The organism is Chloroflexota bacterium (genome assembly GCA_020850535.1).
GTDB lineage: Bacteria > Chloroflexota > UBA6077 > UBA6077 > JACCZL01 > JADZEM01.
In genome coordinates, this window is sequence record JADZEM010000141.1 from 51,240 (window position 1) to 75,001 (window position 23,762).

Consider the following 23,762-nt stretch of genomic DNA (forward strand, 5'->3'; position numbering starts at 1 on the left):
ATTGTTGCGGGGTCTGGACCGAGCGGCGCCAGCGTTGCCCCCAGAATGATGCAGATGCTTCGGGCAGCGTACACCTGACGGGAGAAAAACCAGGAGGGCGCGCGGGAGCATACCCGACGCGCACCCTGCCGGCGAGCCAGCCCGACTGCATGGGCCAGCGTTCCGTCATGGTGTCGGTGGGAGTGCTCCGCGCGGGGAAGGCCCCGGTCTATGCCCGATCCTGGCGCACGGTCAGCGGTTGGCCGTTCTTCTGGGCCACGCTGGTTCCGTTGGTCCGGCCCCTCGTGGCCGCACGCCGCCCTGCCGCCGCTGGTGCTGGTGGTGGGCGCGGTGATGTCGCTGGCGTTGCTCGGCGACTCGCTCCTCTACGTGGCGCTGCCGGCCCACGCCGCCGAGCTGGGCCTGCCGTTGTGGGCGGTCGGCATCCTCCTCGGCGCGAACCGGATCGTCCGGCTGGCGACGAACGTGCTGGCCGGGCGGCTGTTCACGCGGGTTGGCGGGCGGCGGCCGGTGATCGCGGCGGCGGTGGCCTCGGCAGTCAGCACGGCGATGTACGGGCTGACGCCGGCCTTCGTGCCGTTCGTGGCTGCCCGGATGATCTGGGGCACCTGCTTCTCGATCTTGCGGCTCGGGTCGTTCACGGTGGTGCTGGCAGCCTCGACGGCCGCCACCCGTGGCCGGATGATCGGGGTGTACCAGTCGGTGTCGCGGATCGGGTCGGTGGCGTCGCTGCTGCTCGGCAGCTTGCTGGTCGAGGTGATCGGCTACCACGCGACGTTCATCCTGCTGGGCATCGCCACCACGCCAGCGATTCTGCTGACGCTGCTGGTGCCGGAGCGGGCCTACCACTCGGCCCCGTCCCAGGCATCGCCGCCCCTCCACGCAACGTCACCCGCGCACCCGGCGGCCACTCCTGCTTCCGCGCACGCGCCCGCGCACCTGGGCTGGCGCGACCGCTGGCTCGGCAGTCCTCGGATGGTGGCCGTCAAGTGCGGCATGCTGGCGAACGGGTTCGCCTCGCAGGGCGTCGTGCTGGCGACGCTGACGCTGGCCCTCTCGGAGGTCGCCGGCTCCACGGAAGGCGCGGCGGCGCTCGGCGGCCTGCTGGTAGCCTGTCGCTGGGGATCGGACCTGCTGCTCGCGCCGTGGTTCGGCCACCTCTCGGACCGCATCGGGCGCGGGCGGATGATCCCCTGCATGCTGGCGCTGGAAGCCCTCGCCGTCTTCGGGCTGATGCTGGCGGGCGACAGGACGATGGTGATCGTGGCGACGCTCGCGATGTTCTTGACGTCCACGGCGATGACGGCTGCCAGCGACGCAGCGGCTGGCGACCTTGCGCCGCCGGACCGCCGCGCCGAGGCGATGAGCGGCTACGCCGACTGGATCGACATCGGGTCGGCGTTGGGGCCGCCGCTGGCGTTCCTGCTGGCCGAGTGGCTGGGGTTGTTCCCGAGCTACGGCTGCACGGCGGCGTTGCTGCTGGCCGTGTCCGGGTGGTTCGCCCTGACGTGGCAGCGCGCAGGAGCGCCGGCGGCAGCGACAGCATAGCGCGAGGATATGCCCCCCTGGGAGCGCGGCGGTCGGCCACGTCGGCCCGCGCAGCGACGTAGCACGCGGACGCGTGCTATCGTCCTGCCCGCTGGCGCGGCGTTGGGGCTGCGCGTGGGAGGGCTGTGGCAAACCCGATGGTGCTGGGGCGTGTGTCGATGCCCGCCGCCTTTCGCATCCCCGGCTTTGCCGGCCTGTGGGTCAGCGGATCGCTGGCCTCGTTCTCGCGCGTCGTCATCCAGATCGCGCTGAGCTGGATCACCCTGGAGGTGACCGGCTCGCCGTTCATGGTGGGCGTGGTGGGGGCGGCGCGCATGGCCCCGCAACTGGTGTTCGGGATCCCGGCCGGGGCGCTCGCCGACTCGATGGACCGCCGCTTGATGATCGTGCTGGCCAATGGCTCGTGCGTCGGGTTGCTGCTGGCGAGCATCGCGCTGGCCCTGGGCGGCCTGCTCTCCGCCCCGATGCTGATCCTGATGAGTGCGCTGTTCGGCATCGTGGACACCGTGCGGATGTCGGCCTCGCAGGCGTACGCCTACGACCTCGTGCGGAGCACCCGCGCCACCAGTGGCATGGCCCTCTCCAACCTGGGCGGCCAGTTGTTCAGCATGCTGGGCGGGCTGGCCGGCGGGTACGCGCTGGCCGGGCTTGGCGGGCCGGTCACGCTGGCCGGGGTGGCCGTGGCCGTGCTGGTGGCGATAGCGGCGCTGTACCTGGGGGGCGCGGCTGCCCCGGTCGAGAAGGTTGTTCGGGACGGGGCGCCCGCCGAGGGCCGACCGGCTGGCCGGCGCACCGGGGTCGATCTGCGGCGCGCCCTGACGCTCGTCACTCGCAAGCCGATCCTCGCGATCCTGGCGCTCAGCATCATCCTGGCGGAGATCTTCGGGTTCGCCACCCAGACGCTGCTGCCGACCTTCGCCCGGGACGTGTTCGAGGTGGGCGCGGCCGGCCTCGGCGTGATGATGGCGACGCGTGCGGCGGGTGGTTCGCTGGGTCTGCTGGTGCTCTCGCGCCTGGGCGCGGAGGGGCGCTCGGGGGTGATCTTCGTCAGCACGGCCGGCCTGTTCGGGCTGGCGCTGCTGCTGTTCACCCTCAGCCCAACCTACGAGCTGGCCCTGGTGCTGCTGGCGATCTCCGGCTTCGGAGCGTCGGTGATGGACACCCTGGGGCAGACGCTGCTCCAGCGCAACGCCGACGAGCGCGAGCGCGGCGCAGCGATGGGCCTCTGGGTCTTCAGCGTCGGGTTCGGGCCGGTCGGGCACCTGGCGCTGGGCGCGGGGGCCGACGCCTTCGGCGCGCCGGCCACCCAGGCCGTCAGCGGGGTGATGCTGATGATCGTCGCCGCTGGCATGGCGCTGCACGCCCCGCTGCGTCGCGCACGGTGACCCGGAGGCCTCAGCCCGAGGACCGTGCCATGATGATGCCCCAGGGCGATGGCATGTTCATTGGTGTACCCGAAGCATCTTGGAACGGTCGGTCGGGGGTTGAAACCCCCGCCTACAGTCACGCCGTCGCTGCGCGACGGCCACCGGGAACAGCAGCAACAGGCGAGACTGGAGCGTCGCGCAGCGACTGCAGGATGGTAGGCGGGGCTTTCAAGCCCCGACGCGGCGGCACGACGACATCAACATGCAATCGCCCTGGATGATGCCAGCCCGCGGCGGCCGGCCGCTGCGGCGGCACGCTACACTCGCCTGCATGAGCAGCTACGCCGCCGCCCCTCTGCCAGACGACTTGCCCGCTCTTCGCCAGTGGCTCGCCGCCCGCCCGGACGCCGCCGAGCTTGCCGAGTTGCCGATCCGCGAGATCGTGGTGCGCTCGAACGCGCTGGCCGGTCTGCCGGATCTGCTCTCGCAACTTGACGCGCCCACGCGCCTGCTGCTGATCCAGGATGACCGGCCCTACCAGCGTGGCGGCGCGAGCCTCAAGCCGCTGGTCCACGATCTGCTGGCGGGCGCAGGCCGGGCCGTCACCACGCTGACGCTCCCGCCCGGGCGCGAGGGAACGGTCCTGGCCGACCTGGAGAACGTCGAGCGGGGCCGCGCGGCCATCGGCGGCCAGCCCACGACGGTGGTGGCGCTCGGCTCGGGGACCGTCTGCGACGTGGCGAAGCACGCCTGCTTCCTGGCCGAGCGCGAGGACGGCGCGCGGACCACCCTGGTGCTGGTCCCAACGGCGGCCTCGGTGACGGCGTTCACGTCGAGTCTCGCGGTGCTGCTGGTGGACGGCGTCAAGCGAACCCGTCCGTCACGCTTCCCTGACGTCGTCCTCTGCGACCTGGAGACCATCGCCGAAGCGCCCGCCGCCATGACCCGGGCCGGCCTGGGCGACTGTGTGGCCCGCTTCATCTCCTATGGCGACTGGTACCTGGCGCATCAGTTGGGGCTGGTGGACCGCTACAGCGAGACGCCGCTCGACCTGATGGGCGAAGACCTGGACGACGTGTACCTGGAGCATGCGCCGCTGGTGGCCCAGGGCACGCCCGAGGGGCTGACGTTCCTGGTCAGACAGGTCTTGATGGCCGGACTCGCGCAGTCCATCGTGCGGATCTCGACGCCCCTCTCCGGCACCGAGCACGTCGTCTCCCACCTGCTCGACATGGGCTCGCACGCCTGGGGCCGCCAGACGGCGCTGCACGGCGCACAGGTCGGCGTGGCGACGCCGCTGGCCGCCCGCGCCTACGAGTTGCTCCACGAGCGGTTCGACCCCGGCCGCCCCCGCCCAACGCCGCCGTCACCAGGGGCCGTCGAGACGCTCATCACCCAGACGTTCGGGCCGCTCGACCCGAGCGGACGGATGGCCGCCGAGTGCTGGCGCGACTATCAGCGCAAGCTGGCGCTCTGGACGGCGGCCGGCCGGCGCTTCGACGCCCTCCGCGAGCGCTGGGACGGCGAGGTCGGGCCGAGGCTGCGCGAGCTGGTGCGGCCGTCCGCCACCATCCGCGACATCTTACGATTGGCCGGCCACGCCCTCAGCTTCGAGGAGCTGGACCTGCCGATCCCAGCCGAGCAGGCCCGCTTCGCCCTCGGCAACGCCCACCTGATCCGCGAGCGGTTCGTGATCGGGGATCTGCTCTGGTGGCTCGACCTGGCCGGCCCAGCCTTCGCCGACGACTTGCTCGCCGCCGGCAGAGGCCGTTCGTAGTCCGCCACGGTCAACATGCACAGCCTGTCATCCCGACCCCATTCGGCACGCTCAGGGCAAGCCACGCGGGGCACGACCACCCCTCCGTCATCCCGACCGCGGCGAGGCACGACCACCCCTCCGTCATCCCGACCGCGGCGAGGCACGAGCGAAGTGGAGGGATCTTCCCCAGACACGGGAGCGAGGAAGATCCCTCGACTGCGTTCGCAAGCTCACTCCGCTCGGGATGACGGGCAGGGTTCGCAAGCTCACCCCGCTCGGGATAACGGGACGTGCCTTCGCCTCTGCACGGTGGGACACGGGCTGTAGCATGGCCACGCCCTCCGTGCGGGCGGATACGGCGGCTGGCGTCGCTGCGCCGCCCGGTTTCTGGATGCTGGCGGCCGTCTGCCTCGCGCCGTTCGTCACCCAGCTGGCGACGTTCGCGCTCAGCCCGTTCCTGCCGTTCGTCGCCGCCGATCTCGGCACGACCGTCTCGGTACTGGGGCAGATCCCGGCGCTGGCCCTGCTGACGGCGGCCATCCTGGGGCTGGTGGTCGGGCCGCTGGCGGACCGGTTCGGGCACCGGCCGACGCTGCTGGCCGGTGTGCTGGCCTCGTCGGTCGGGGCCGTCGCGACCGCCGCCGCGCCGAGCCTGCTCGTGCTGATCCCCGTCGCGCTGATCGGGGCCGGCGGGCGCTCGGTCGGGCTGCCGGTCGCGCAGGCCGTCGTCGGGACGCTGTTCACCGGCGCGGCCATGCGGCGGGGCATCGGCATGGTTCAGGCGACGGGCACCCTCGCCCCGATCCTCGGGATCCCGCTGGTGACGGCAGTCGGGGCGGCGGCCGGCTGGCGGGTCGCCTTCCTGGCGCTTGGCGCGCTCGGGTTCGTGGCGGCCGGGCTGATGCTCTGGCTGCTCCCGCATGGCCGCCACGCGGAGCAGTCCGGGACGCGCCTTTCCCTGACGGTCTTCACCCCCCTCTTCCGCGATCCGCCGACGCTCTGGATGTACGCCTCCACCCTGACGCGCAATCTGGGCGTCTGGGCGCTGACCACCTACCTCGGGGCGTTCCTGGTGCAGACTCAGGGCCTCAGCACGGCGGAAGTCGGCTGGGCGTTCACGGCGACGGGCGTCGGCAACTTCCTGGGCAGCCTCGCCACCAGCGGCCCGCTCGGGCGGTTCAGCCTGCGCGGGCTGGCGATCTGGTCGCCGGTCGCGATTGGCCTGGCGCTCGGGCTGGTGACGATGCTGCCGCTCTCGCTGGCCTCGGTCATCGCCATGCTGGTGCTGGGGTTCATGGCGAACGGCGTGGGGATCGTGTCGCAGAACACGATGCTGATGGACCTCTCGCCGGCCGGTCGCGCCACCACGACCTCGCTGAACCAGACCTGCATGAGCCTGGGCGGCGCGATTGGCAGCTCGGTGGGCGGGCTGCTGCTGGCGACGGGCGGCTTCCCGGCCCTGGGACTGCTGACGCTGGTCTGCAACGTGGCGTCAGCCGTCTGCCTGCTGCCGGCCCGGCGGCCGGGCGTGCGTCTCTGGTTCTGAGCCGCGCTCACAGCTCGAAGCGGCGGTCCTCGTCGCGCTGGATATACCGGTCGACCGTCGCTTCGAGCTGCTCGACCTGCTCCGTCAGTTGGGCGTTCTCGCGCTCAAGCTCCGTGATGCGCTGCCGACTTGCGATAACGTCCAGCGCCAGCGTCCGCTGCACGATCAGCGCGCCGACGCCGCCGGCCAGCAGCCCGATCACCGCCGGCCAGGTTGAGATCGCCAGCACCAGCGAGATGCCGCCCCAGAGAATCGTCGGGACGATGAAGAACGCCGCGATCACCAGCCCGGCGACTTCTGCACCGGTCAGGGGCCGTTGTGGGAGCCAGCTACGCATAGGATCAACTCGCGACGGTCAGGTCGGGCGCGTGCATCACGCTCGCAGCGCACCGATTCTAGAGGCTGGCGGCGGCCAGGGGCACACGCCGTCCACACCGCGTTGCCTCAGGACTGCGAGCAGGCGCGCGACGGCGGCCGGCGCGGCTACCATGTACCTCCAGAGCCCGGGCCACGGCTGAACCTCTTCGGCCCGGATGGAGGTGCCCTCCGTGGCCAGCACGCCGATCACCGCGACCGTTACCGGCAAGCTCCACCACCTCGACGCCAGCATCCGCCACTACGTCTGGGACAACAGCATCCAGCCGCGCCTGGAGATCGACTCTGGCGACACCGTCGTCGTCGAGTGCCGGGACGCCGGCGACAACTTCTACACCTGGGACTCGACGGTCGAGGACATGTTCCGTCGGCCGAAGCGGGGCCACGCGCTGACCGGCCCGATCCGCGTGCGCGGCGCGAAGCCCGGCGACATCCTCCAGGTCGAGATCCTCGATCTGGTGCCCGGCGAGATGGGCTTCACCTCGTTCCGCCCGGACGCCGGCCTGCTCCCCGAGGATTTCCCCGAGCCGTACCTCCACATCTGGGACTTGCGGAACGGCCAGTATGGCGAGCTGAAGCCCGGCGTGCGCGTCCCGTTCGAGCCGTTCCTGGGCGTCATGGGCGTGGCCCTCGACGAGGCCGGCGAGTTCAACACCGCGCCGCCCCGCAAGAACGGCGGCAACGCCGACGTGAAGCAGTTGACCAAGGGAACGACCCTCTACCTGCCGGTCTGGGTAGACGGCGCGCTGTTCTCTTGCGGCGACGGCCACGCCGCCCAGGGCGACGGCGAGGTCTGCATCAGCGCCATCGAGACCAGCATGACGGCCACACTCCGCTTCACCCTCCGCCAGGACTTCCAGCTTGAGGAGCCGGAGTTCATGACGGGCGGCCCGCTCTCCCCCAGGACGAACGTCGGGCCGTACTACGCGGTCATGGGCATCGCGCCGGACCTGATGGAGGCGACCAAGAAGGCGATCCGCAAGATGATCGCCTACCTGGTGCGGGCGCACGGGCTGACCCGCGAGGAGGCGTACATCCTCTGCAGCGTGGCCGTGGACCTGAAGGTCAGCGAGGTGGTGGATGCGCCGAACTGGGTCGTGAGCGCGTTCGTGCCGCTGAGCGTGTTCGTGGACTGAGCCGCTCCGCGCTACGAATCGTGGCTCTGGTGAGGCCGGCCAGGCGGCCGGCCGCGAAGAGGGGGAGCAATGAAGCGGAGCACCGAGCGCATCCTGACCACCCACACCGGCAGCCTGCCGCGCCCAGATGACCTGCTCGCCATGATCCAGGTGCGCGAGGCTGGCGAGGCTGTAGATGCCGCGCAGTTTGCGGCGCGTGTCCGCTCGGCGGTCACGGAGATCGTGCGGCAGCAGGTGGCGGCCGGCATCGACATCGTCAGCGACGGCGAGCTTGGCAAGCCGAGCTTCGCAAGCTACGTCAGCCGCCGCATCCAGGGATTTGGGGGCGAGAACCCAGAACCGCGCCCGTTCCTCGACGCGACGACCTTCCCCGGGTGGGGCGAGACCATCGCCGTGATCCCGCGTGGGCTCCCGATGAAGCGGCAATTCTGCGTCGGAGATCTCGCGTATGCGGATGCCGACGCCGTGCAGGCCGACGTGGACAACCTTGCTCGCGCCGTCTCGGCCAACGGGGCGCTCGAAGGATTCATGCCGGCGGCCTCGCTGGGGATCATCGCCGACATCATGGTCAACCAGCACTACCCGAGCGAGACGGCGTACCTCTACGCGCTGGCCGACGCCATGAAGACCGAGTACGAGGCCATCGCGCGGGCCGGGCTGGTTGTCCAGATCGACGCGCCAGACGCCGCGATGGGCCGGCACGGCCAGTTCCGCCACGAGTCGCTGGAGACGTTCCGTCGGGCGACGGCCGAGCGCGTCGAGGCCTTGAATCATGCACTGGCGGGCATCCCCGAAGAGCAGATTCGGTATCACATCTGCTGGGGCAACTACGAGGGGCCACACGTCCACGACGTGCCGTTGGCGGACGTAGCCGACCTGCTGCTGGCCGTGCGGGCGGGCGCCTACTCGGTGGAGGCGGCGAACCCACGCCACGCCCACGAATGGCAGGCCTGGGAGCAGGTCACGCTGCCAGAGGACAAGGTGCTGATCCCCGGCGTCATCGACTCCACGACCAACTTCGTGGAGCACCCCGAGGTGGTGGCGCAGCGCATCGAGCAGTACGCGCGGATCGTGGGGCGGGAGCGCGTCATCGCAGGGACAGACTGCGGCTTCGGCACGACGGCCGGCCGGGCAACGGTGCACCCGGAGATCGTCTGGGCCAAGCTGGCAGCCCTGGCCGAGGGGGCGGCGCTGGCGTCGGCGCGGCTGTGGCGCTAAAACTCGACGGCATCGCCGCACATGCAGAGGAGCAGGCAACCGCATGAGCCAGGAGCTCGGCCTACGTTACGGGATGAACCCTCACCAGGCGCCGGCCCGCATCTACGTCACGGACGGCGAGCTGCCGCTCTCGGTGCTGAACGGCGCGCCGGGCTTCATCAACCTGCTGGACGCTCTGAACGCCTGGCAGCTGGTCCGCGAGGCTGACGCGGCGACGGGTCTCCCCGCTGCCACCTCGTTCAAGCACACCGCGCCGGCCGGCGTCGGGCTGGGTCTGCCGCTCTCGCCGGAGCTGGCGCAAGCCTGCCGGGTGGACGATCTGGAGCTGTCGCCGCTCGCCGACGCCTACGCCCGCGCACGGGGGGCCGACCGGCTGGCCTCGTTTGGAGACTTCGCAGCGTTCAGCCGGACCGTCGATCTGCCTGCGGCGCGCATCCTCTCGCGCGAGGTCTCCGACGGCGTCATCGCGCCCGGCTACGATGCGGACGCGCTGGCCGTCCTCCAGCGCAAGAAGGCCGGCAAGTATCTCGTCCTCCAGATCGATCCGGACTGGACGCCGCCGGCCACCGAGCGCCGCGAGGTCTTCGGGATCACGTTCGAGCAGCCGCGCAACACGGCGACGGTCACGCTCGGGGAGACGGTGACCAGGAAGACGGAGATCTCCGAGGCGGCGCGCCTCGATCTCCTGCTGGCCGCCGTGACGCTCAAGTACACGCCGTCCAACAGCATCGTGCTGGCCGTGGACGGGCAGGCCATCGGCATCGGGGCGGGGCAGCAGTCGCGCATCCTCTGCACGCGCATCGCCTGCCAGAAGGCGGAGCTGTGGTGGCTGCGCCAGCATCCGCGTGCGCTCTCGCTCCAGTATGAGGCGGGCGTCTCGCGCTCGGAGCGCGACAACGCCGTGGAAGCCTGGCTGCGCGACGAGCCGACGACGGCCCTGGTCAACCCGCCGGTGTCCCTCACCGAGGCCGAGCGCGGCCACTGGATCAAGCTGCTCCAGCGGGTGGCCCTCGCCAGCGACGGGCTGATCCCCTTCCGGGACAACATCGACCGCGCGGCCCAGACGGGCGTGCGCTACGTCTGGCAGCCGGGCGGCTCGATCCGCCTGAACGAGGTGCAGGCCGCCGCCGACGAGCACGGCATGGTGATGACGTACTCAGGACTGCGCCTGTTTCACCACTGAGCGCGGGTCGCGTGTCTTCGCCGAATCATCCCCACGATCCACGACCCACTATTGGAGGAGGCGCTTCAGCACGCTGGCGTTCGGGGCCAGCCAGCGCGAGACCACGTCCGCAAGATCGTCCAGATCGGTCTCGACGATGAAGAGGCCGCGCGTCGGACAGCATGCCCCGACCTCCTGAAGCAGCGGCGTCAGGTGGGTGTCCATGGCCAGGAAGTGCAGCGGCGAGCCGCCCATCATCAGCGGGATCGCCACGACGCCTGTCAGCGAGCCAGCGGCGATCCGGTCGAAGAACGACTTGAGCAGGCCGGTATACGTCGCCTTGTAGGTCGGCGTGGCGACGACCAGCACGTCGGAGCCTTTGGCGACCGCGACGGCCCTGTCAACGGCATCGCTTGGGAAGGCAAATAGCTCGCCGGCCAGCTCGGCCAGCTCGACGGCCTGACGCAGCGTAGAGCGGCCGGCCGCCTGGGCCAGCGCGTCGATGCTGTCAGCCACGGCGTCGGCTGCCAGCCGCGTCCGCGATCCGACCCGCGGATTCCCGACGATCGTCGTGATCCTGAGGGGCGCGCTGTGATGCTGGGCTGTCATCCCGTCCGTCCTCCTGGGCTCTGCGTGCGACTGTCAGGCACGATCAGACATATGCTAGGGGCAATAACCATCCGGGAGTCAGACGCGCCGCTGCGTCGAGTCCACGAGTGTAGGAGCATCGGCGTACCGCCTACAATGCTGGCATGTCCGGAAACCGCGTCGTGTACGACACTGATGTTGGCCGCATGGACCGCTGCGCCCGCTGCAATCGGCGGACCGAGGCCTGCATCTGCCAACCCGTCCGCCAGGGGCCGCGCGGCGACGGCATCGTGCGGGTCTCGCGGGAGCGCGGGGGCCGCAAGGGCAAGACGGTGACCGTGGTGACCGGCCTGCCCGGCGACGCAGCCGCCCTCGCGCAGATCGCCACGACGCTCAAGAAACTGTGCGGCTCTGGTGGGACCGTCGCCGGAGACAACGTCGAGATCCAGGGCGACCACCGCGAGAAGGTGGCGGCCAGGTTGACCGAGCTGGGGCACAAGGTCAAGCTGGCCGGCGGCTGACGCCAGCCGCCCACGCCGGCCGCGCTCCCTACGCGATCTCGTTCTGCCAGACGGCCGCTGGCTCCTGGCGCTTTCGCAGCAGCCGAAACGAGCCGTCCGTCTCCAGCATCACCTCGGGCGCCTGCGGGTACGAGTTGTAGTTGATGGTGGACATCGCGGCGCAGTAGGCCCCGGCCCCGCCCACGACGACCAGATCCCCGATCCGCGGCAGCGGCACGGTGCGCGGCGCGAGCGCCTCCGGATCGCCAGGGGCCGGCGTCAGGATGTCGCCGGACTCGCAGCAGGGGCCGGAGAAGATGACCGGGGCGACGTCTGTGCGGTCCGTCATCACGGTGATCGGGTGCTGCGCGCCGTAGAGGGCCGGTCGGGTGACCTCGGTCATGCCGGTGTCGAGCTTGGCGAAGGTGTAGCCGTCCTGGCCGGTGTTGACCACGTCGATCACGCTGGCGACGACGGCCCCGGCCCGCGCCACCAGGAACGTGCCCGGCTCGACCTCCAGGCTCAGCTTGCGGCCCTCCCGCTCCTGGAACTCGATCAGTTCCCGCTCGACGTGGTAGCCGATGTCCTGCAGGTCCGTGCTGACCTCGCCAGGCATCCGCCCGACCTTGAAGCCGCCGCCGAGGTTGACCGTCTTGACGTCCGTGAGCTGGGCCGCCAGGTCGAGCGTCATCCGGGTGACCCGCTTCCAGACCTCCGGGTCGGAGCCGGAGCCGATGTGGCTGTGGACCCGGTCGATGGTCAGGTTGTGCTGCTGGGCGATCCGCTTGATATCGTCCAGGTACTCGTGCCAGATGCCGAAGCTGGAGGCTGGCCCGCCGGTGTTGGTGCGGTTGGTGCCGCCGCTGCCGAGGCCGGGGTTGACCCGCACCGACAGGCCGCGGCCGGGCGCGACCTTCCCGAACTGCTCCAACTGGTAGAGCGAGCAGGCGTTGTAGAGAACGCCCTTCTCCACGAACTCGGCGAGGCGGCGTGAGGGGGCCTGCGAGGTGAGCTGGATCTGGCCCGGTGCGAAGCCGGCCCGCATCGCCCGCTCAACCTCGTAGTCGCTGGAGGCGTCGATGTTCAGGCCAAGCTCGCGGAACAGCTTGAGGATGCCGATGCTCGGATTCGCCTTCATGGCGTAGCGGAGCGTGAAGCCGAACGGGGCCGGGAAGCTCCGGGCGGCCTTCGCCGTCGCCTCCAGGGTGCGGCGGTCATACACGTAGCAGGGGGTTCCGAACTGCTCGCGCACGGCGGCGGCCTGCGCCGTGGTCAAAAAGGTCTCAGGGCTGCTCACGCGTCCATCTCCCTCGCGGCTGCTGACTCGCGGCGCGGGGGGTTGAGGCCAGCGGCGGCCACCCCACTCCCACCCCCGACGAGCGCATCGGCATGTGCGGGGAATGATACCCAGGTTCGATACCGGCCCCACGCCACCCGGTGTGCCCCCGCCGCCCCCGACCTTATGGCCGGCGCATCCTCACCGCGTGTCCGGGCGTTGCGCCCGTGTGCTGGCCGCCGTCGAGCACCAGCGTGCCGTTGACGGCCACGTACGAGAAGCCGCTGGCAAGCTGGCGTGGCTGCTCGAAGGTCGCGTGCTCGGTGACGGTCCGCTCGTCGAAGACCACGATGTCGGCCCACATCCCCTCGCGGATCTCCCCGCGATCCGGGATGCTCAGCCGCCGCGCCGCGAACGACGAGAACTTGCGGATCGCCTCCTCAAGTCGGAGCACCCGCTGCTCTCGGACGTACCGTTGCAGCACGCGGGCGTAGGTGCCGTAGGTGCGCGGGTGGACACGGCTCCCCAGGTGAATCCCGTCGCTGCCCATCATCTGGTAGGGGTGCGCCAGCAGCACGCCCAGGTCCGCATCTTCGTGGGTGGCCGCGCTGACGTGCGAGGCCGCCAGATCCTCCGCCAGCAGCAGGTCGCAGACGAAGTCCACGGCATCCTTGCCAGACTCGCGGATCAGCGTGCCGAGCTTCTGGCCCTCCATCCAGCGGTTCGCGTCCGTCCGCACCGAGCCGACCGTCAGATCGTCCCAGGGGGGCATCCTGGCGGCCCAGAGCGCCCGCACCCGCTCGCGGACCTCGCGGGACTGCAGCCGCTCGATCTCGGCATCCGGGCCGCCCTCGTGGACCCAGTCTGGCAGGTTCGAGTGCAGCATGCTGCTGCCGGCGCTGTACTGGTAGCTGTCGAACGTCACATCCAGGCCGGAGGCCCGGGCGCCCTCCAGCAGGCTGATGACGCCCTGGAGGTTCGGCGGGCTCCCGAGGCGCGCGCTCTTGAGGTGCGAGATGTGGAGCGGCAGGCCGGCCCGCTGGCAGATCTCGATGCTCTCGCGGATCGGGTCCAGGAGGCCGTCGCCCTGGCCGCGCATGTGGGTGACGTAGATGCCGCCGTAGCGGGCCGCGACCTCGCACATCGCGACCATCTCGGCGGTGTCGGACCAGAGGATCGGCGGGTAGGTCAGGCCCGTCGCCAGGCCGAACGCGCCGTCCTCCATGCCCTCCCGCACGAGGCCGCGCATCCGGTCCAGCTCGGCGGCCGTCGCGGTGCGCCGCTCCCAGCCCATCGCGCCGATGCGGACGGCGTTGTGCGGAACCAGGTAGCCGACGTTGACCGAGGTCTGCCGGTCGAACTTGCTCAGGAACGAGTCGACCGTCGTCCAATCCCAGCCGGCCCGAGGATCGTCGCCGTCGAGGCCGGCGAGGTGGCGGCGAATCTGCGAGAGGATCTCGGGCGTGACCGGCGCGTACGACAGGCCGTCCTGCCCCAGCAGCTCGAACGTCACGCCCTGGTAGACCTTCGCCTCGTGGCGGGGATCTACCAGCAGGCTGATGTCCGAGTGCGAGTGCATGTCGTAGAAGCCGGGCGCCACGATCTGGCCGCCAACGTCGATCGTGCGCGCAGCGTCGCCGGTGAGCGCCCGCCCCACGGCGACGATCCGGCCACTGGCCACGGCAACGTCGGCCCGCAGCCACGGGTTGCCGGCGCCGTCCAGCACCCGGCCATTGGTGAACAGGAGGTCATACGCCATGCTCGCCTCCTTGCGACGCGGACACCCGCGGTTCCAGTGTGGCGACGGATTCCGGCCGGCGCGTCTCCAGGGATCGGTGAATCGCCTCCAGGGCCGCCACTACACCGTACACCCGCCGCGCTGATGTGAGCGGCTCGCGCCCTGAACGGACGCAGTCAGTGAAATGCTCCAGCGCGTGGCGGAACGATCCGTAGATGCGCCCTTCGTGCTCGTACACCGTCGAGAGCTTCGGGTAGCGTACGCGCTGCTCCTCGAACATCTCAGTGGCCTCGGGGCCTCGGTTCAGGTATACCGCGCTCTTGCTGCCGAAGACGTGCATGTAGTTGTCGGTGAACGACGGGTAGGTGTCCGGCAAGATCCAGGACGCTTCGAAGGTTGCCACGCAGCCGCCCTTGAAGCGGACCGACGACTGGACGATGTCCGGCGTGTCGATGCCGCGTCCGCGCAGCACCCGGCTCGCCCCCTGCGCGTACACGTCCTCAATCTCGTCGTCGGCGAACCAGCGCACCAGATCGAGATCGTGGGCGGTCAGGAAGTATGCGGGCGTCGTCCTCGACGACCACGCCAGCATGGTCGTCGGAACGTACAGCGTGTCGGCTTTGAACGAGTGTGCACTCACGATCTCGCCAAGCTCGCCAGCTTCGATGGAGCGCTTGAGCGAGGCGTAAAACGGGATCCAGCGCATGCTGTGGTTGACCATCAGCAGCCGGTTGGCTCGCTCTGCCGCCGCGATCATGGCGCGGGCATCGTCGGTGGACATCGCCAGTGGCTTCTCGACCAGGACATGCAAACCGGCTGCCAACGCGGCGAGCACCGGCTCGCGATGCACAAAGTCCGGGGTGGCGATGCTGACGGCGGTGGGCGAGCCATCCGGGCCAGCGTGCGCCATCAGCTCGTCGATACTGGCGCACGCAAATGGTGCGCCCCACTTCGCAGCCACAGCGGCCGCGCGATCCTGGCGGGTGTCCACAACACCGACGAGGTCCACGTCAGGTTGCTGCGCCCAAAAGCGTGTGTGACGCTCGCCAAGCAACCCGACGCCGACGACGGCGACGCGTAGCTTGTCAGACGGTCCGGTGGTTACAGGGGTTGGCGCGCTCATACCATTCGATCCTCTTCGAGAATGATGGCTGGTGGGGGTATGGTGCTGGCCGCCCTCTGTCGGTCCCGCCCGTCGGGCGAGCGATGCGTCGCGGCAGCCCGGCGTGGCGGCGGTGCTGTCGACCCACGCACGATCAGCTCGGTGCGCATCTCCACCGAGGCATGCGTGAGCCCGGGGTCGTTCACGCTCTCGATAAGGAGCCGGGCGGCGAATCGGCCCATCCGGTCCCAGGGCGTGTGGATCGTTGTCAGCGGCGGCGAGATGTACCGCCCGATGTCCACGTCGCCAAATCCAATGATGGAAAGGTCGTCCGGGACGCGCAGCCCGCGCTGCTGCGCTTCGGCCACGGCGGCAATCGCGAGGTAGTCGTTGATCGCGAGGATGGCGGTCGGCGGATCGTCGGTGTCCAGCAGCTCGGAGAGGGCCGCCGCACCCTGTGCCTCGCTGAGATTGGTGCGCGCCACCGACAGCGCCGATGGCGGCAGGCCAGCCTCACGCAGGGCGTCCTGGTATCCGAGCAGCCGCTCTTCCGCCGAGTAGACGTGTGATGGCCCGCCGATGACGCCGATGCGCAGGTGGCCGAGGCCGAGCACATGGCGCGCAGCCTCCTGGGCGGCCCCGCGATTGTCCACCCGCACGCTGTGGATGCGTGGCCCGCCCGACGGCCGATTCAGCAGCACGACTGGCAGGCCCGTCTCGCGGAGCATCTCCAGCTCGTCCGGTGTGCAGACCCGCGCAACAATGGCGCCCTGTACCTGATGGTTGCGCAGCACCCGGTCACCAACCACCTGATGTTGCGGGTCGCCGGTGAACGCGCCGACGAAGAGGCCATACCCCTGGCTCTCGATCTCCTCGCGGATCGCCGCAAGCTGAGTCAGGAAGTAGCCCCGGTTCAGGCCGAGGTCGAGCATCGACGTGGGATTGAGAAACCCGAGCATCGGGCTGCTGGTCGAGACGAACGGCGCGAAGAGGGCGTTCGGATCGTACCGAAGCTCGGCCAGCGCGCGCCGAACGCGCTCGCGCGTGGCGGCCTTCACCTGTGGATGGTCGTTCAGGACGCGGCTCACGGTCGCAACGGACACGCCGGCCCGTTTGGCGATGTCGGCGAGGGACTGGCGGGTCCGTGTCACAGGCGCAGCCTCGGATCGAGCACGTCGCGCAGACCGTCGCCGAAGAAGTTCACGCCGAGCACGGTGAGGGTGATCGCGAGGCCCGGCCAGCCGGCAACCCACCATTGAGCGGTGAGAATCTGCGCGCGGCCGTCAGCCACCATACTGCCCCAGGTCGGCACACCGACCGGCACACCGACCCCCAGGAAACTGAGGCTGGCTTCAAGCAGGATCATCTGCGCCACGCGTTGACTGGCAATGACGATGATCGGCGCCCAGGCGTTCTGCATGACGTGCCACATGATGATGCGGGCGTCGCCTGCGCCGACGACCCGTGCAGCCTCAACGAAGAGGGATGTGCGCAGTTGTAGCGCGGAGGCCCGAACGGTCCGCGCAAAGATCACCCAGTTCGTGATGGCCAGTACCAGGATAATGTTGGTCAGGCTCGGTCCGAGCACAGCCGCCAGCGCGATGGCCAGCAGCACCGTAGGAATCGCCAGCTGGACGTCGGCAAGGCGCATGATCAGGGCGTCGAGGCGCGGATAATAGCCCGCCAGCAGCCCGGCGACGATCCCGACGATCCCCGAGAGCACAATCGAGCCAACGGCAACGGCCAGCGAGATGCGCGCCCCGAACAGCGTTCGCGCCAGGACATCCCGCCCGAGGCTGTCCGTGCCCATCAGGTGGAAGACACCGTTGCGGTCGGTGGCGAGCGGCGGAAGCAGCTTGTTGGCCGGGGACATCGCTTCGGGATCGCTCGCCATGGCCAGCGAGATGAGTGAGGTCAGCCCGAGCGCCGCGATCAGGACCGCCAGCCCCCAGACCGCACGCCGGCTGCGCCAGAACCGGGCCCCGAAACCGGTGGATGAGCGGCGGCGGTCTGTTCGGGCATCGACCACGACGCTGCTGGATCCCGTTGTTCCGCCCGTCATGCGTACCGAATCCGTGGGTCGATCCAGGCGTACAGCAAGTCAACCACCAGATTGATGATGACGAAGAAGCCTGACACCAGCAGCACCACCGCCTGCACGAGCGAGTAGTCTCGCGCACCGATCGCCGTCACCGCTGCCGTCCCGACGCCCGGCCATGAGAACACCGTCTCCACCACAATCGCGCCGCCGAGCAGGGTGCCGAACTGTAAGCCGATGATGGTCACCAGGGGGATCGCCATGTTGCGGAATGCGTGTTGGTAGAGCACGGACCGCTCGGACAGGCCCTTGGCCCGGGCAGTCCGCACGTAGTCCTCGCCAAGCACCTCGAGCATGCCGCTTCTGACCATCCGGGTGAGCAGGCCGACCAGGAAGGCGGCGAGTGTCACGCTCGGCAAGACCAGATGCTGCCAGGTGCCGTACCCTGCCGTGGGCAGCACCTGCCACTCAACGGCGAACAGAAGCATCAGCACCAGCCCGAGGAAGAAGGCCGGGACGGACTGCCCGATCATCGCCACGAACATCCCGAGGTAGTCCCAGAACGAATCCCGTCGGACTGCCGAGAGCACTCCGAGCGGGATCGCCACCACCAACGAGATGACCAGCGCTGCCAGACTGAGCAAGAGCGTGGCCGGCAGGTGACTTCCGACAACATCGGTTGCCGGGCGGTGGTAGAACAGCGAGTTGCCGAGATCGCCGACCATCGCGCGCTGCAAGAAACGCAGATACTGCACCGGTAACGGCTGATCGAGCCCGAGGTGCGCGCGGTAGAAGGCGACCTGCTCGTCGGTGGCCGTCTCGCCGAGGTAGGCCCGGATAGGGTCGCCCGGCGTCAGCCTGACCAGCACAAAGATGATGAGGCTGACGCCGAGCACCACGAGCACGGCATCGAGGACACGACGCGTCAAGTAGCGAAGCACTGGTGTGTCCCGTCCCCGACTGGGGCTCTAACCCTTCGAGACCGTTGCCAGGTTGAAGATCCGGTTGGGCATCCAGTTGAAGCCCTGGACCGTCTTGCGCGCAGCATAAGTCCAGTCGATCTGGTAGAGGTAGATGACTGGCGGCCCCTGCCACATGATGTCCTGGATCTCCTCGTAGAGCGCCTGCCGCCTGGCGCTATCGGTCTCACTGGCCGCCTGCTTGATGAGGCTGACGACCTTCTCGTCCTTGTAGCCGGACTTGTTGATGTCCTGGACGAGACGCTCTTGCATGTACCGGTCGGCGTCGCCGGTGACGGCGATGCTGGAGAGCATCCCCATCTGGTACTGGCCCTCACGGTAGCCGTTGCGGGTAGCGTTCGCCTCGCCAGAGATCACCTTGGCGCGGATGCCGACTTGCTTGAGCTGATCGCCCACGAACTGGGCGACTTCCTTGTCTTTGATGTAGGTGCCAGCCGGGAAGACGATGTCCAGGTCGAAGCCGTTCTCGTAGCCGGCTTCCTTGAGCAACGCCTTCGCCTTGGCCGCGTCGTACGGGTTGCCGGGCAGCTTGCTGCTGAACCCGACGAGCCCCTTCGGCGGGTACGAGGCGATGGGCACGCCCGCGCCGTACACGTCCTTCGTCAGTGTGTCGCGGTCGATGGCGAAGCTGATCGCCTGGCGGACTTGCGGCTTCTTCAACGGCTCGTAGGTCGTGTTCAGGATGAAGAAGTCGATCTGCCAGAGCTTGCTCTGAATCAGTTGGAGATTTGCATCGGACTGGAGCGTCGGGAGCAGATCGATGGAGATGCCCTCGGCCAGGTCGATCTCACCCGCCTTGACGGCGGCCACCATCGCTGACGGCTCTGGGACAGGCCGGTGGATCAGCTCACCGACTTTCGGCAGCCCGCTCTGCCAGTAGGAGGTGTTTGCCTCCATCTGGGTGTCGCCATCTACATTCAGCTTGACCAGCTTGAACGGACCCGTGCCGACCACCTGGGCCATCGGTTCCTTGTCGTACTTCGGGTCCGAGGCCAGGGCTGCCGGCTGCATGTAGACCGCCACGAGGTTGTAGGGCAACGTGGCGGTCGGCGACTTGCTCTTGAATGCCACGGTAAAGTCGTCGACGATCTGGACCGGCTCGTCCTCGAAGTCAACAAAGGCGAACTTGTGCTGTGAGATCGTCGCCGCCTTGGCGCGCTTGACCGTCGCCTGAACCGACTTTGCATCAAAGGGCGAGCCGTCATGGAACACGACGCCCTTGCGTAGCTTGAACGTCCAGGTCTTGCCACCGTCAGACGCCTGCCAGGACTCTGCCAGGACCGGCGTCAGCTTCCCGTTCTGGTCCAGGTCGAGCAGCGGCTCCATGATCTGGCGTGAGATCTGGAACTCCTGCAGGCCGTACTGGGTGATCGTGTCAAGTGTGCGGAGCTTGCTCGGGTTTGCGTAGACCAGCCTCCCGGGCGGCTTGGGGCCGGCGGGGGCGGCAGCAGCCGGCTTGGCGGCCGGGGCGGCAGCCGGGCTGGCCGCCGGCGAGCCTCCCGCAGCCGGGCTGGCCGCCGGCGATGCGCCAGCAGCCGGACTCGCGGACGCGGCTCCAGGGCTGGCCGGGGCGGCTGGCTTTGGCGCCTCAGTGGGCTTGCTCTCAGCAGGCTTGGCCGTCGGCGGGGCTGGCGGAGCGGTCTGGCAGGCCGCGAGAAGCGAGCCGCCGAACGCGACGCTGCCGAGGGCGGCGACCGACCGCAGGAACCGGCGGCGAGTGGTGCGCAGAGGGGATGCCAGGTCAGTCATCTCCGAAGGCTGGCTCATACAGTGACCATCCTTTCTCCTGAAGCCGCCCGACAAAGCGCGTCTCCCCGAAGCTGGGGCGGGCAACCCACCAGGATGGTAACAGCGCCAAAGTGGGAAATCAATCAGAAGCTGCAAGAATATTTCAGAGTTTGGGAGAAGCGCTGGGCTGGCGCGCGCTCGACGGTCGCCGGGTACTGCGAAACCCGTGGACATCGTGGGGCGTCGGCCTATCCGGGCGCCGGGCTACCCGGGCGGAGGCCTACGACGGCTCTGCTGGCGGCATCTCGGGCAGCCACAGCCCGAACGTCGTGCCGTGCCCGTCTCCTGGGCTCTCCGCCCAGATCCGACCGCCGTGCCGCTCCAGAATCTGCCGGCAGATGTACAGGCCCAGCCCCAGTCCCTGGATCTGGCGGTGCATGGCGTTCGGCGCGCGCCCGAACGGCTGGAAGATCGCGTCCTCGGCGCCGGACGGCAGACCGATGCCGGGATCGGTCACCGTGATCCGCGCGCCGTCCCGGCCGTTCTCGACGGCGTCCTGCACGGTCACCACGATCTCGCCGCCGTCTGGCGTGTACTTGACGGCGTTCGTCAGAAGGTTCGCCAGCACCTGCTCGAACCGGGCGGGGTCCACCTGGAAGCCGCGGCCCGCATCGGCGCTCGCTGGCGCAGCCTCCAGGCGCACCCGGTGCTGCTCGTCCAGGTTGGCGCTGAAGCGGTCGACGAACTCGCTCACGAAGCCGACGATAGGCAACGGCTCCAGCCGCAGCTCGACCCGCCCGGTCTGGAGCCGCGAGACGTCCAGCAAGTCCTCGGTGAGGGTCACGAGCCGCTGACTCCCCCGCACGATCTGGTCGAGCGTCCGGGTCAGGCGCGCATCGTCCAGGGTGCCGCGCTGCCTGGCGCGCAACGCCACCTGGGCCACGCCGCTGATCGCCGTGACGGGCGTGCGCAGCTCGTGGGAGGCGATCGACAGGAACTCGTCACGAGCCTGAATCGCGTCGTTCGCCTGCTGGTAGAGGCGGGCGTTCTCCAGCACCAGCGACGCCCGCCGCGCGATCTCGACGGCGATGTCCTGGTCCTCCTCTCCGAAGTGGCGGAGCGGATCGGACATGAACATCGCCAACGCCCCCTGCACCCGGCCTCGGCCTGTCAGCGGCGCGTAGACCAGGGAGCTGAGGCCAATGGCTCGCAGCAGCGCCAGGTGCTCCTCGTCGCGGGCCGTCTGGGCCATCAGCTCGTCGGTGACCTCGGGGATCAACGTCGACTCGCCGGTCTGAATGGTCCGCCAGAGCAACTGCGCGCCGCTGGCGTGCTTCAACTGGCGTTCGTGGAGGTCGCCGGCCAGCACCGCTTTGGCCGGGTCGCGGTGGGCGCTCGCGATATGCTCGACCGTCCCATCCTCGGCCGTCAGGATGACCACCGCCCAGTCTGCGAGCGTGCTGGCCGCCGCCTTGACCAGCGATTCCAGCGTCTCGTCGATGCTCAGCGAGCCGCCCATCTGCGCGCCGATCTCGGCCAGGAAGTGCAGACGCTCGCGTGAGCGGATCTCGTCGGTCATGTCGTGGAAGATGCTGATGGCCAGCCGCTCGCCGTCCGGCCCGCGAATGATCCGGGACTGGGTACGGGACCAGCGGATATTGCCCGTGTCTGGCCGTCGGAACTGGATGACCATCTCCGGCGCCAGCTCCCCACGGAAGGCCCGCTGGGCCGGCAGCTGATCGAGCGGGAAGGGGCGGCCGGCGGCATCGGCGACGGACAGGCTGCGAGACAGTGCGTAGGTCTGCGCGCCGAGGTACTCGCGGGCTGATTTGAAGCCGGTCAGGCGGGCCGCCGCCTCGTTGGCGTAGATGAACGTCCCGTCCTCGCGCTGCACGACGACGCCATCAGCCACCCCGCCGAGGATCGCGTCCAACTGCTCACGGGCTGCCCGCTCCTGCTGGTAGAGCCGCACACGCTGGACGGCCTGCGCGCACTGGCCGGCCAGCGCCAGCATGAAGCCGCGATCTTCCTCCGAGAATGTCCGGGGGGTTGGAAAGCTCAGGCCGATGCCCCCGAGAACCTGCCCATCGGCGATCAAAGGGATGGCCGCGCCACTCGGATAGGCCGGCGACCGCCGCCGGAACTCCGCGAAGCGCTCGTCGTCGAGATTGCTGGTCTCGCGCCAGGCCGGCGCGCCCGTCCGTACGGCCACGGCAATCGGATACCCGCTGGTCACGGCGATACGTGCGATCTGCGTGATCAGGTGGCCCGGAACGCCGACCGCCGCGACCAGGTCGAGCGACTGGCCGTCGTCCGAGAGCAGCCGCATCGAGCCGGCCACGGCCTCCAGGCCCGGCAGGCCGCGCTCGATCACCGCATGCGCGATGTCCACCATCGTCATCGCGCCGGCCAGCGCTTCGGTGACGTGTTGGAGCCGCGTCAGCTGGTCAACCGCCCGTTCGGCGCGTCGTCGGGCCTCGCGTTCGCGCTCCAACAGGGCGTCCAACTCGCGCTCGGCCTCGCGGCGTTCGGTCATGTCCCGGGCGATCGAGGCCGCCCCCACGATCTTCCCAGACCCATCGCGGATGGGCGAGATGCTGACCGACACGTCCAGCTCGACGCCGTCCTTGCGGACGCGGCGCGTCTCCAGGTGCTCGATGCGCTCGCCGCGCCGCAGCCGGGTCATGATGGACGGCAGCTCGTCTGGGCGGTTGGGCGGCACCAGCAACGATATCGGCCGCCCGATGACCTCTTCGGGCGTGTAGCCGTACAAACGCTGTGCCCCCGAGTTCCAGTTGGTGATGATGCCGTCGAGATCCTTGCCGATGATGGCGTCCTCAGACGACTCGACAATGGCGACGAGCCGCCCACGCATGGCCTCATCGGCCGGCTGGCGCAGCGACAGGGAGGCCAGCCGTGCGGCGGTCTGCTCCGCGATGACGCCGACGAGCAGAGCCTCCTCGGCCGTCAGCCCGCGGGGGGTCGTCCAGTACAGACCCAGCACTCCCATCTGACGCCCGCTCGCCAGCAGCGGCTCGGCCACGACCTCCAGCACGCCCAGCGCGCGCAGCTCGGCGCTGAGCGCGGCTGAGCCGGTCATCAACACGTTCGACCCAAGCACCGGCCCGAGCCGGACGGCCAGCCGGTCTGTGCCCTCCTGCCTGGAGAGCAGCCCCGTCACGCCAGCGAGCGCCAGGTGGCCGGCTGGATCCCCCAGGTGGAGCGTCGCGGCGGCGGCCCCGACGCGCCCCTGAACGAACGCCAGCGCGATCTGTGCGATGGACGCAGCCTCAGCAGCGGCGCCAAGCTCGCGCAGGAAGCGCGCGAGCGCCAGCATGCCAGGCTCCGACTCCGGCTGCTCCGGCTCTGGCTGCGTGGATTGCCGCCCGTTTGCCGTCGTGACCATCCCCACCTGTAGCGTCCCCTCGCTCCGCACGCCGGACGACGCCGTACGAGCGTGGCTGCGTCCGGGCAGCGGCCAGTTCAATGCAAGATCCGGGCCATGCGACGGCGCACGGTGCGTAGCGTACCCGTCCAGGGGGCAGGGCGATTGCCTGTTCATTGGTGTCCCCGGAGCATCATGGAACGGGCGGTCGGGGACTGAAGTCCCCGCCTACAGTCACGCCGTCGCTGCGCGACGGCCGCCGGGAACGGCCGGCACTGGTGCGACTGGCGCGTCGCGCAGCGACTGCAGGATGGTA

Annotated in this window: 18 protein-coding genes; 8 read left to right on the plus strand and 10 right to left on the minus strand. The window is 69.6% G+C overall.

Annotation, left to right across the window (positions count from 1 at the left end):
* Positions 1–210: 210 nt before the first annotated feature.
* From IT306_21095 to IT306_21110, 4 genes are all read left to right on the plus strand, one after another.
* Positions 211–1,548 carry an MFS transporter gene (locus tag IT306_21095; protein ID MCC7370924.1) on the plus strand — a complete coding sequence of 446 codons (1,338 nt, stop codon included), beginning with the start codon at positions 211–213 and terminating at the stop codon, positions 1,546–1,548.
* 125 nt (positions 1,549–1,673) lie between these two features.
* Positions 1,674–2,933, plus strand: coding sequence for an MFS transporter (locus tag IT306_21100; GenBank protein MCC7370925.1), 1,260 nt, complete (start codon positions 1,674–1,676; stop codon positions 2,931–2,933).
* 244 nt (positions 2,934–3,177) lie between these two features.
* Positions 3,178–4,692, plus strand: a complete 1,515-nt coding sequence (locus tag IT306_21105; GenBank protein MCC7370926.1) for an iron-containing alcohol dehydrogenase — start codon at positions 3,178–3,180, stop codon at positions 4,690–4,692.
* 310 nt (positions 4,693–5,002) lie between these two features.
* Entirely contained in the window at positions 5,003–6,220 is a 1,218-nt protein-coding gene (locus tag IT306_21110; GenBank protein MCC7370927.1) for an MFS transporter, read from the plus strand.
* Positions 6,221–6,227: 7 nt separating this feature from the next.
* Here IT306_21110 and IT306_21115 read toward each other — a convergent pair whose 3' ends face one another.
* A complete protein-coding gene (locus tag IT306_21115) occupies positions 6,228–6,557 on the minus strand; it encodes a bZIP transcription factor (protein MCC7370928.1) in 330 nt (109 codons plus the stop codon).
* A 196-nt stretch (positions 6,558–6,753) separates the two neighbouring features.
* Between IT306_21115 and IT306_21120 the strand changes: the two genes are divergently transcribed.
* The 3 genes from IT306_21120 to IT306_21130 all read left to right on the plus strand — a co-directional run bounded on the left by IT306_21120 (position 6,754) and on the right by IT306_21130 (position 10,132).
* Positions 6,754–7,731 carry an acetamidase/formamidase family protein gene (locus IT306_21120; protein ID MCC7370929.1) on the plus strand — a complete coding sequence of 326 codons (978 nt, stop codon included), beginning with the start codon at positions 6,754–6,756 and terminating at the stop codon, positions 7,729–7,731.
* Between the two features lie 69 nt (positions 7,732–7,800).
* Positions 7,801–8,949 carry a cobalamin-independent methionine synthase II family protein gene (locus tag IT306_21125; GenBank protein ID MCC7370930.1) on the plus strand — a complete coding sequence of 383 codons (1,149 nt, stop codon included), beginning with the start codon at positions 7,801–7,803 and terminating at the stop codon, positions 8,947–8,949.
* Between the two features lie 43 nt (positions 8,950–8,992).
* Complete coding sequence (locus IT306_21130) at positions 8,993–10,132, plus strand: phosphoribosylaminoimidazolecarboxamide formyltransferase (protein MCC7370931.1); 1,140 nt, start codon at positions 8,993–8,995, stop codon at positions 10,130–10,132.
* Between the two features lie 48 nt (positions 10,133–10,180).
* Here IT306_21130 and IT306_21135 read toward each other — a convergent pair whose 3' ends face one another.
* The gene (locus IT306_21135; GenBank protein MCC7370932.1) at positions 10,181–10,720 is read right to left on the minus strand and encodes an NAD(P)H-dependent oxidoreductase; all 540 of its coding nucleotides are present in this window, start codon (positions 10,718–10,720) and stop codon (positions 10,181–10,183) included.
* A gap of 143 nt (positions 10,721–10,863) precedes the next feature.
* Here IT306_21135 and IT306_21140 point away from each other — a divergent pair, with 143 nt between their 5' ends.
* Complete coding sequence (locus IT306_21140; protein MCC7370933.1) at positions 10,864–11,220, plus strand: stress response translation initiation inhibitor YciH; 357 nt, start codon at positions 10,864–10,866, stop codon at positions 11,218–11,220.
* Positions 11,221–11,248: 28 nt separating this feature from the next.
* On the opposite strand, the gene IT306_21145 is transcribed toward IT306_21140, so the two are convergent.
* The 8 genes from IT306_21145 to IT306_21180 form a co-directional block, all read right to left on the minus strand.
* Positions 11,249–12,496 carry a diaminopimelate decarboxylase gene (locus tag IT306_21145; protein MCC7370934.1) on the minus strand — a complete coding sequence of 416 codons (1,248 nt, stop codon included), beginning with the start codon at positions 12,494–12,496 and terminating at the stop codon, positions 11,249–11,251.
* 163 nt (positions 12,497–12,659) lie between these two features.
* Positions 12,660–14,234, minus strand: coding sequence for a D-aminoacylase (locus IT306_21150; protein ID MCC7370935.1), 1,575 nt, complete (start codon positions 14,232–14,234; stop codon positions 12,660–12,662).
* Positions 14,224–15,336 (minus strand): Gfo/Idh/MocA family oxidoreductase, encoded by a 1,113-nt coding sequence (locus tag IT306_21155; GenBank protein ID MCC7370936.1) that lies wholly within the window; start codon positions 15,334–15,336, stop codon positions 14,224–14,226. Before IT306_21155 ends, IT306_21150 begins: the two co-directional genes overlap by 11 nt.
* A complete protein-coding gene (locus IT306_21160; GenBank protein ID MCC7370937.1) occupies positions 15,333–16,466 on the minus strand; it encodes a LacI family DNA-binding transcriptional regulator in 1,134 nt (377 codons plus the stop codon). The genes IT306_21155 and IT306_21160 overlap by 4 nt, the downstream gene beginning before the upstream one ends.
* Positions 16,463–17,344, minus strand: coding sequence for an ABC transporter permease (locus IT306_21165; GenBank protein MCC7370938.1), 882 nt, complete (start codon positions 17,342–17,344; stop codon positions 16,463–16,465). Before IT306_21165 ends, IT306_21160 begins: the two co-directional genes overlap by 4 nt.
* Before the next feature lie 29 nt (positions 17,345–17,373).
* Complete coding sequence (locus tag IT306_21170) at positions 17,374–18,294, minus strand: ABC transporter permease (GenBank protein MCC7370939.1); 921 nt, start codon at positions 18,292–18,294, stop codon at positions 17,374–17,376.
* A gap of 27 nt (positions 18,295–18,321) precedes the next feature.
* Positions 18,322–20,100, minus strand: a complete 1,779-nt coding sequence (locus IT306_21175) for an ABC transporter substrate-binding protein (GenBank protein ID MCC7370940.1) — start codon at positions 20,098–20,100, stop codon at positions 18,322–18,324.
* A 241-nt stretch (positions 20,101–20,341) separates the two neighbouring features.
* Positions 20,342–23,473: a PAS domain S-box protein gene (locus IT306_21180; GenBank protein ID MCC7370941.1), complete on the minus strand. Its 3,132-nt coding sequence runs from the start codon at positions 23,471–23,473 to the stop codon at positions 20,342–20,344.
* Positions 23,474–23,762 lie beyond the last annotated feature (289 nt).

Excerpts from the sequence above, each read along its gene's own strand:
- IT306_21105 (MCC7370926.1), top strand. The coding sequence starts at position 3,178 with ATGCAATCGCCCTGGATGATGCCAGCCCGCGGCGGCCGGCCGCTGCGG.
- IT306_21115 (MCC7370928.1), bottom strand. The coding sequence starts at position 6,557 with ATGCGTAGCTGGCTCCCACAACGGCCCCTGACCGGTGCAGAAGTCGCC.
- IT306_21130 (MCC7370931.1), top strand. The coding sequence starts at position 8,993 with ATGAGCCAGGAGCTCGGCCTACGTTACGGGATGAACCCTCACCAGGCG.
- IT306_21175 (MCC7370940.1), bottom strand. The coding sequence starts at position 20,100 with ATGAGCCAGCCTTCGGAGATGACTGACCTGGCATCCCCTCTGCGCACC.
- IT306_21125 (MCC7370930.1), top strand. The coding sequence starts at position 7,801 with ATGAAGCGGAGCACCGAGCGCATCCTGACCACCCACACCGGCAGCCTG.
- IT306_21150 (MCC7370935.1), bottom strand. The coding sequence starts at position 14,234 with ATGGCGTATGACCTCCTGTTCACCAATGGCCGGGTGCTGGACGGCGCC.
- IT306_21155 (MCC7370936.1), bottom strand. The coding sequence starts at position 15,336 with ATGAGCGCGCCAACCCCTGTAACCACCGGACCGTCTGACAAGCTACGC.
- IT306_21120 (MCC7370929.1), top strand. The coding sequence starts at position 6,754 with ATGGAGGTGCCCTCCGTGGCCAGCACGCCGATCACCGCGACCGTTACC.
- IT306_21110 (MCC7370927.1), top strand. The coding sequence starts at position 5,003 with ATGGCCACGCCCTCCGTGCGGGCGGATACGGCGGCTGGCGTCGCTGCG.
- IT306_21135 (MCC7370932.1), bottom strand. The coding sequence starts at position 10,720 with ATGACAGCCCAGCATCACAGCGCGCCCCTCAGGATCACGACGATCGTC.
- IT306_21140 (MCC7370933.1), top strand. The coding sequence starts at position 10,864 with ATGTCCGGAAACCGCGTCGTGTACGACACTGATGTTGGCCGCATGGAC.
- IT306_21095 (MCC7370924.1), top strand. The coding sequence starts at position 211 with ATGCCCGATCCTGGCGCACGGTCAGCGGTTGGCCGTTCTTCTGGGCCA.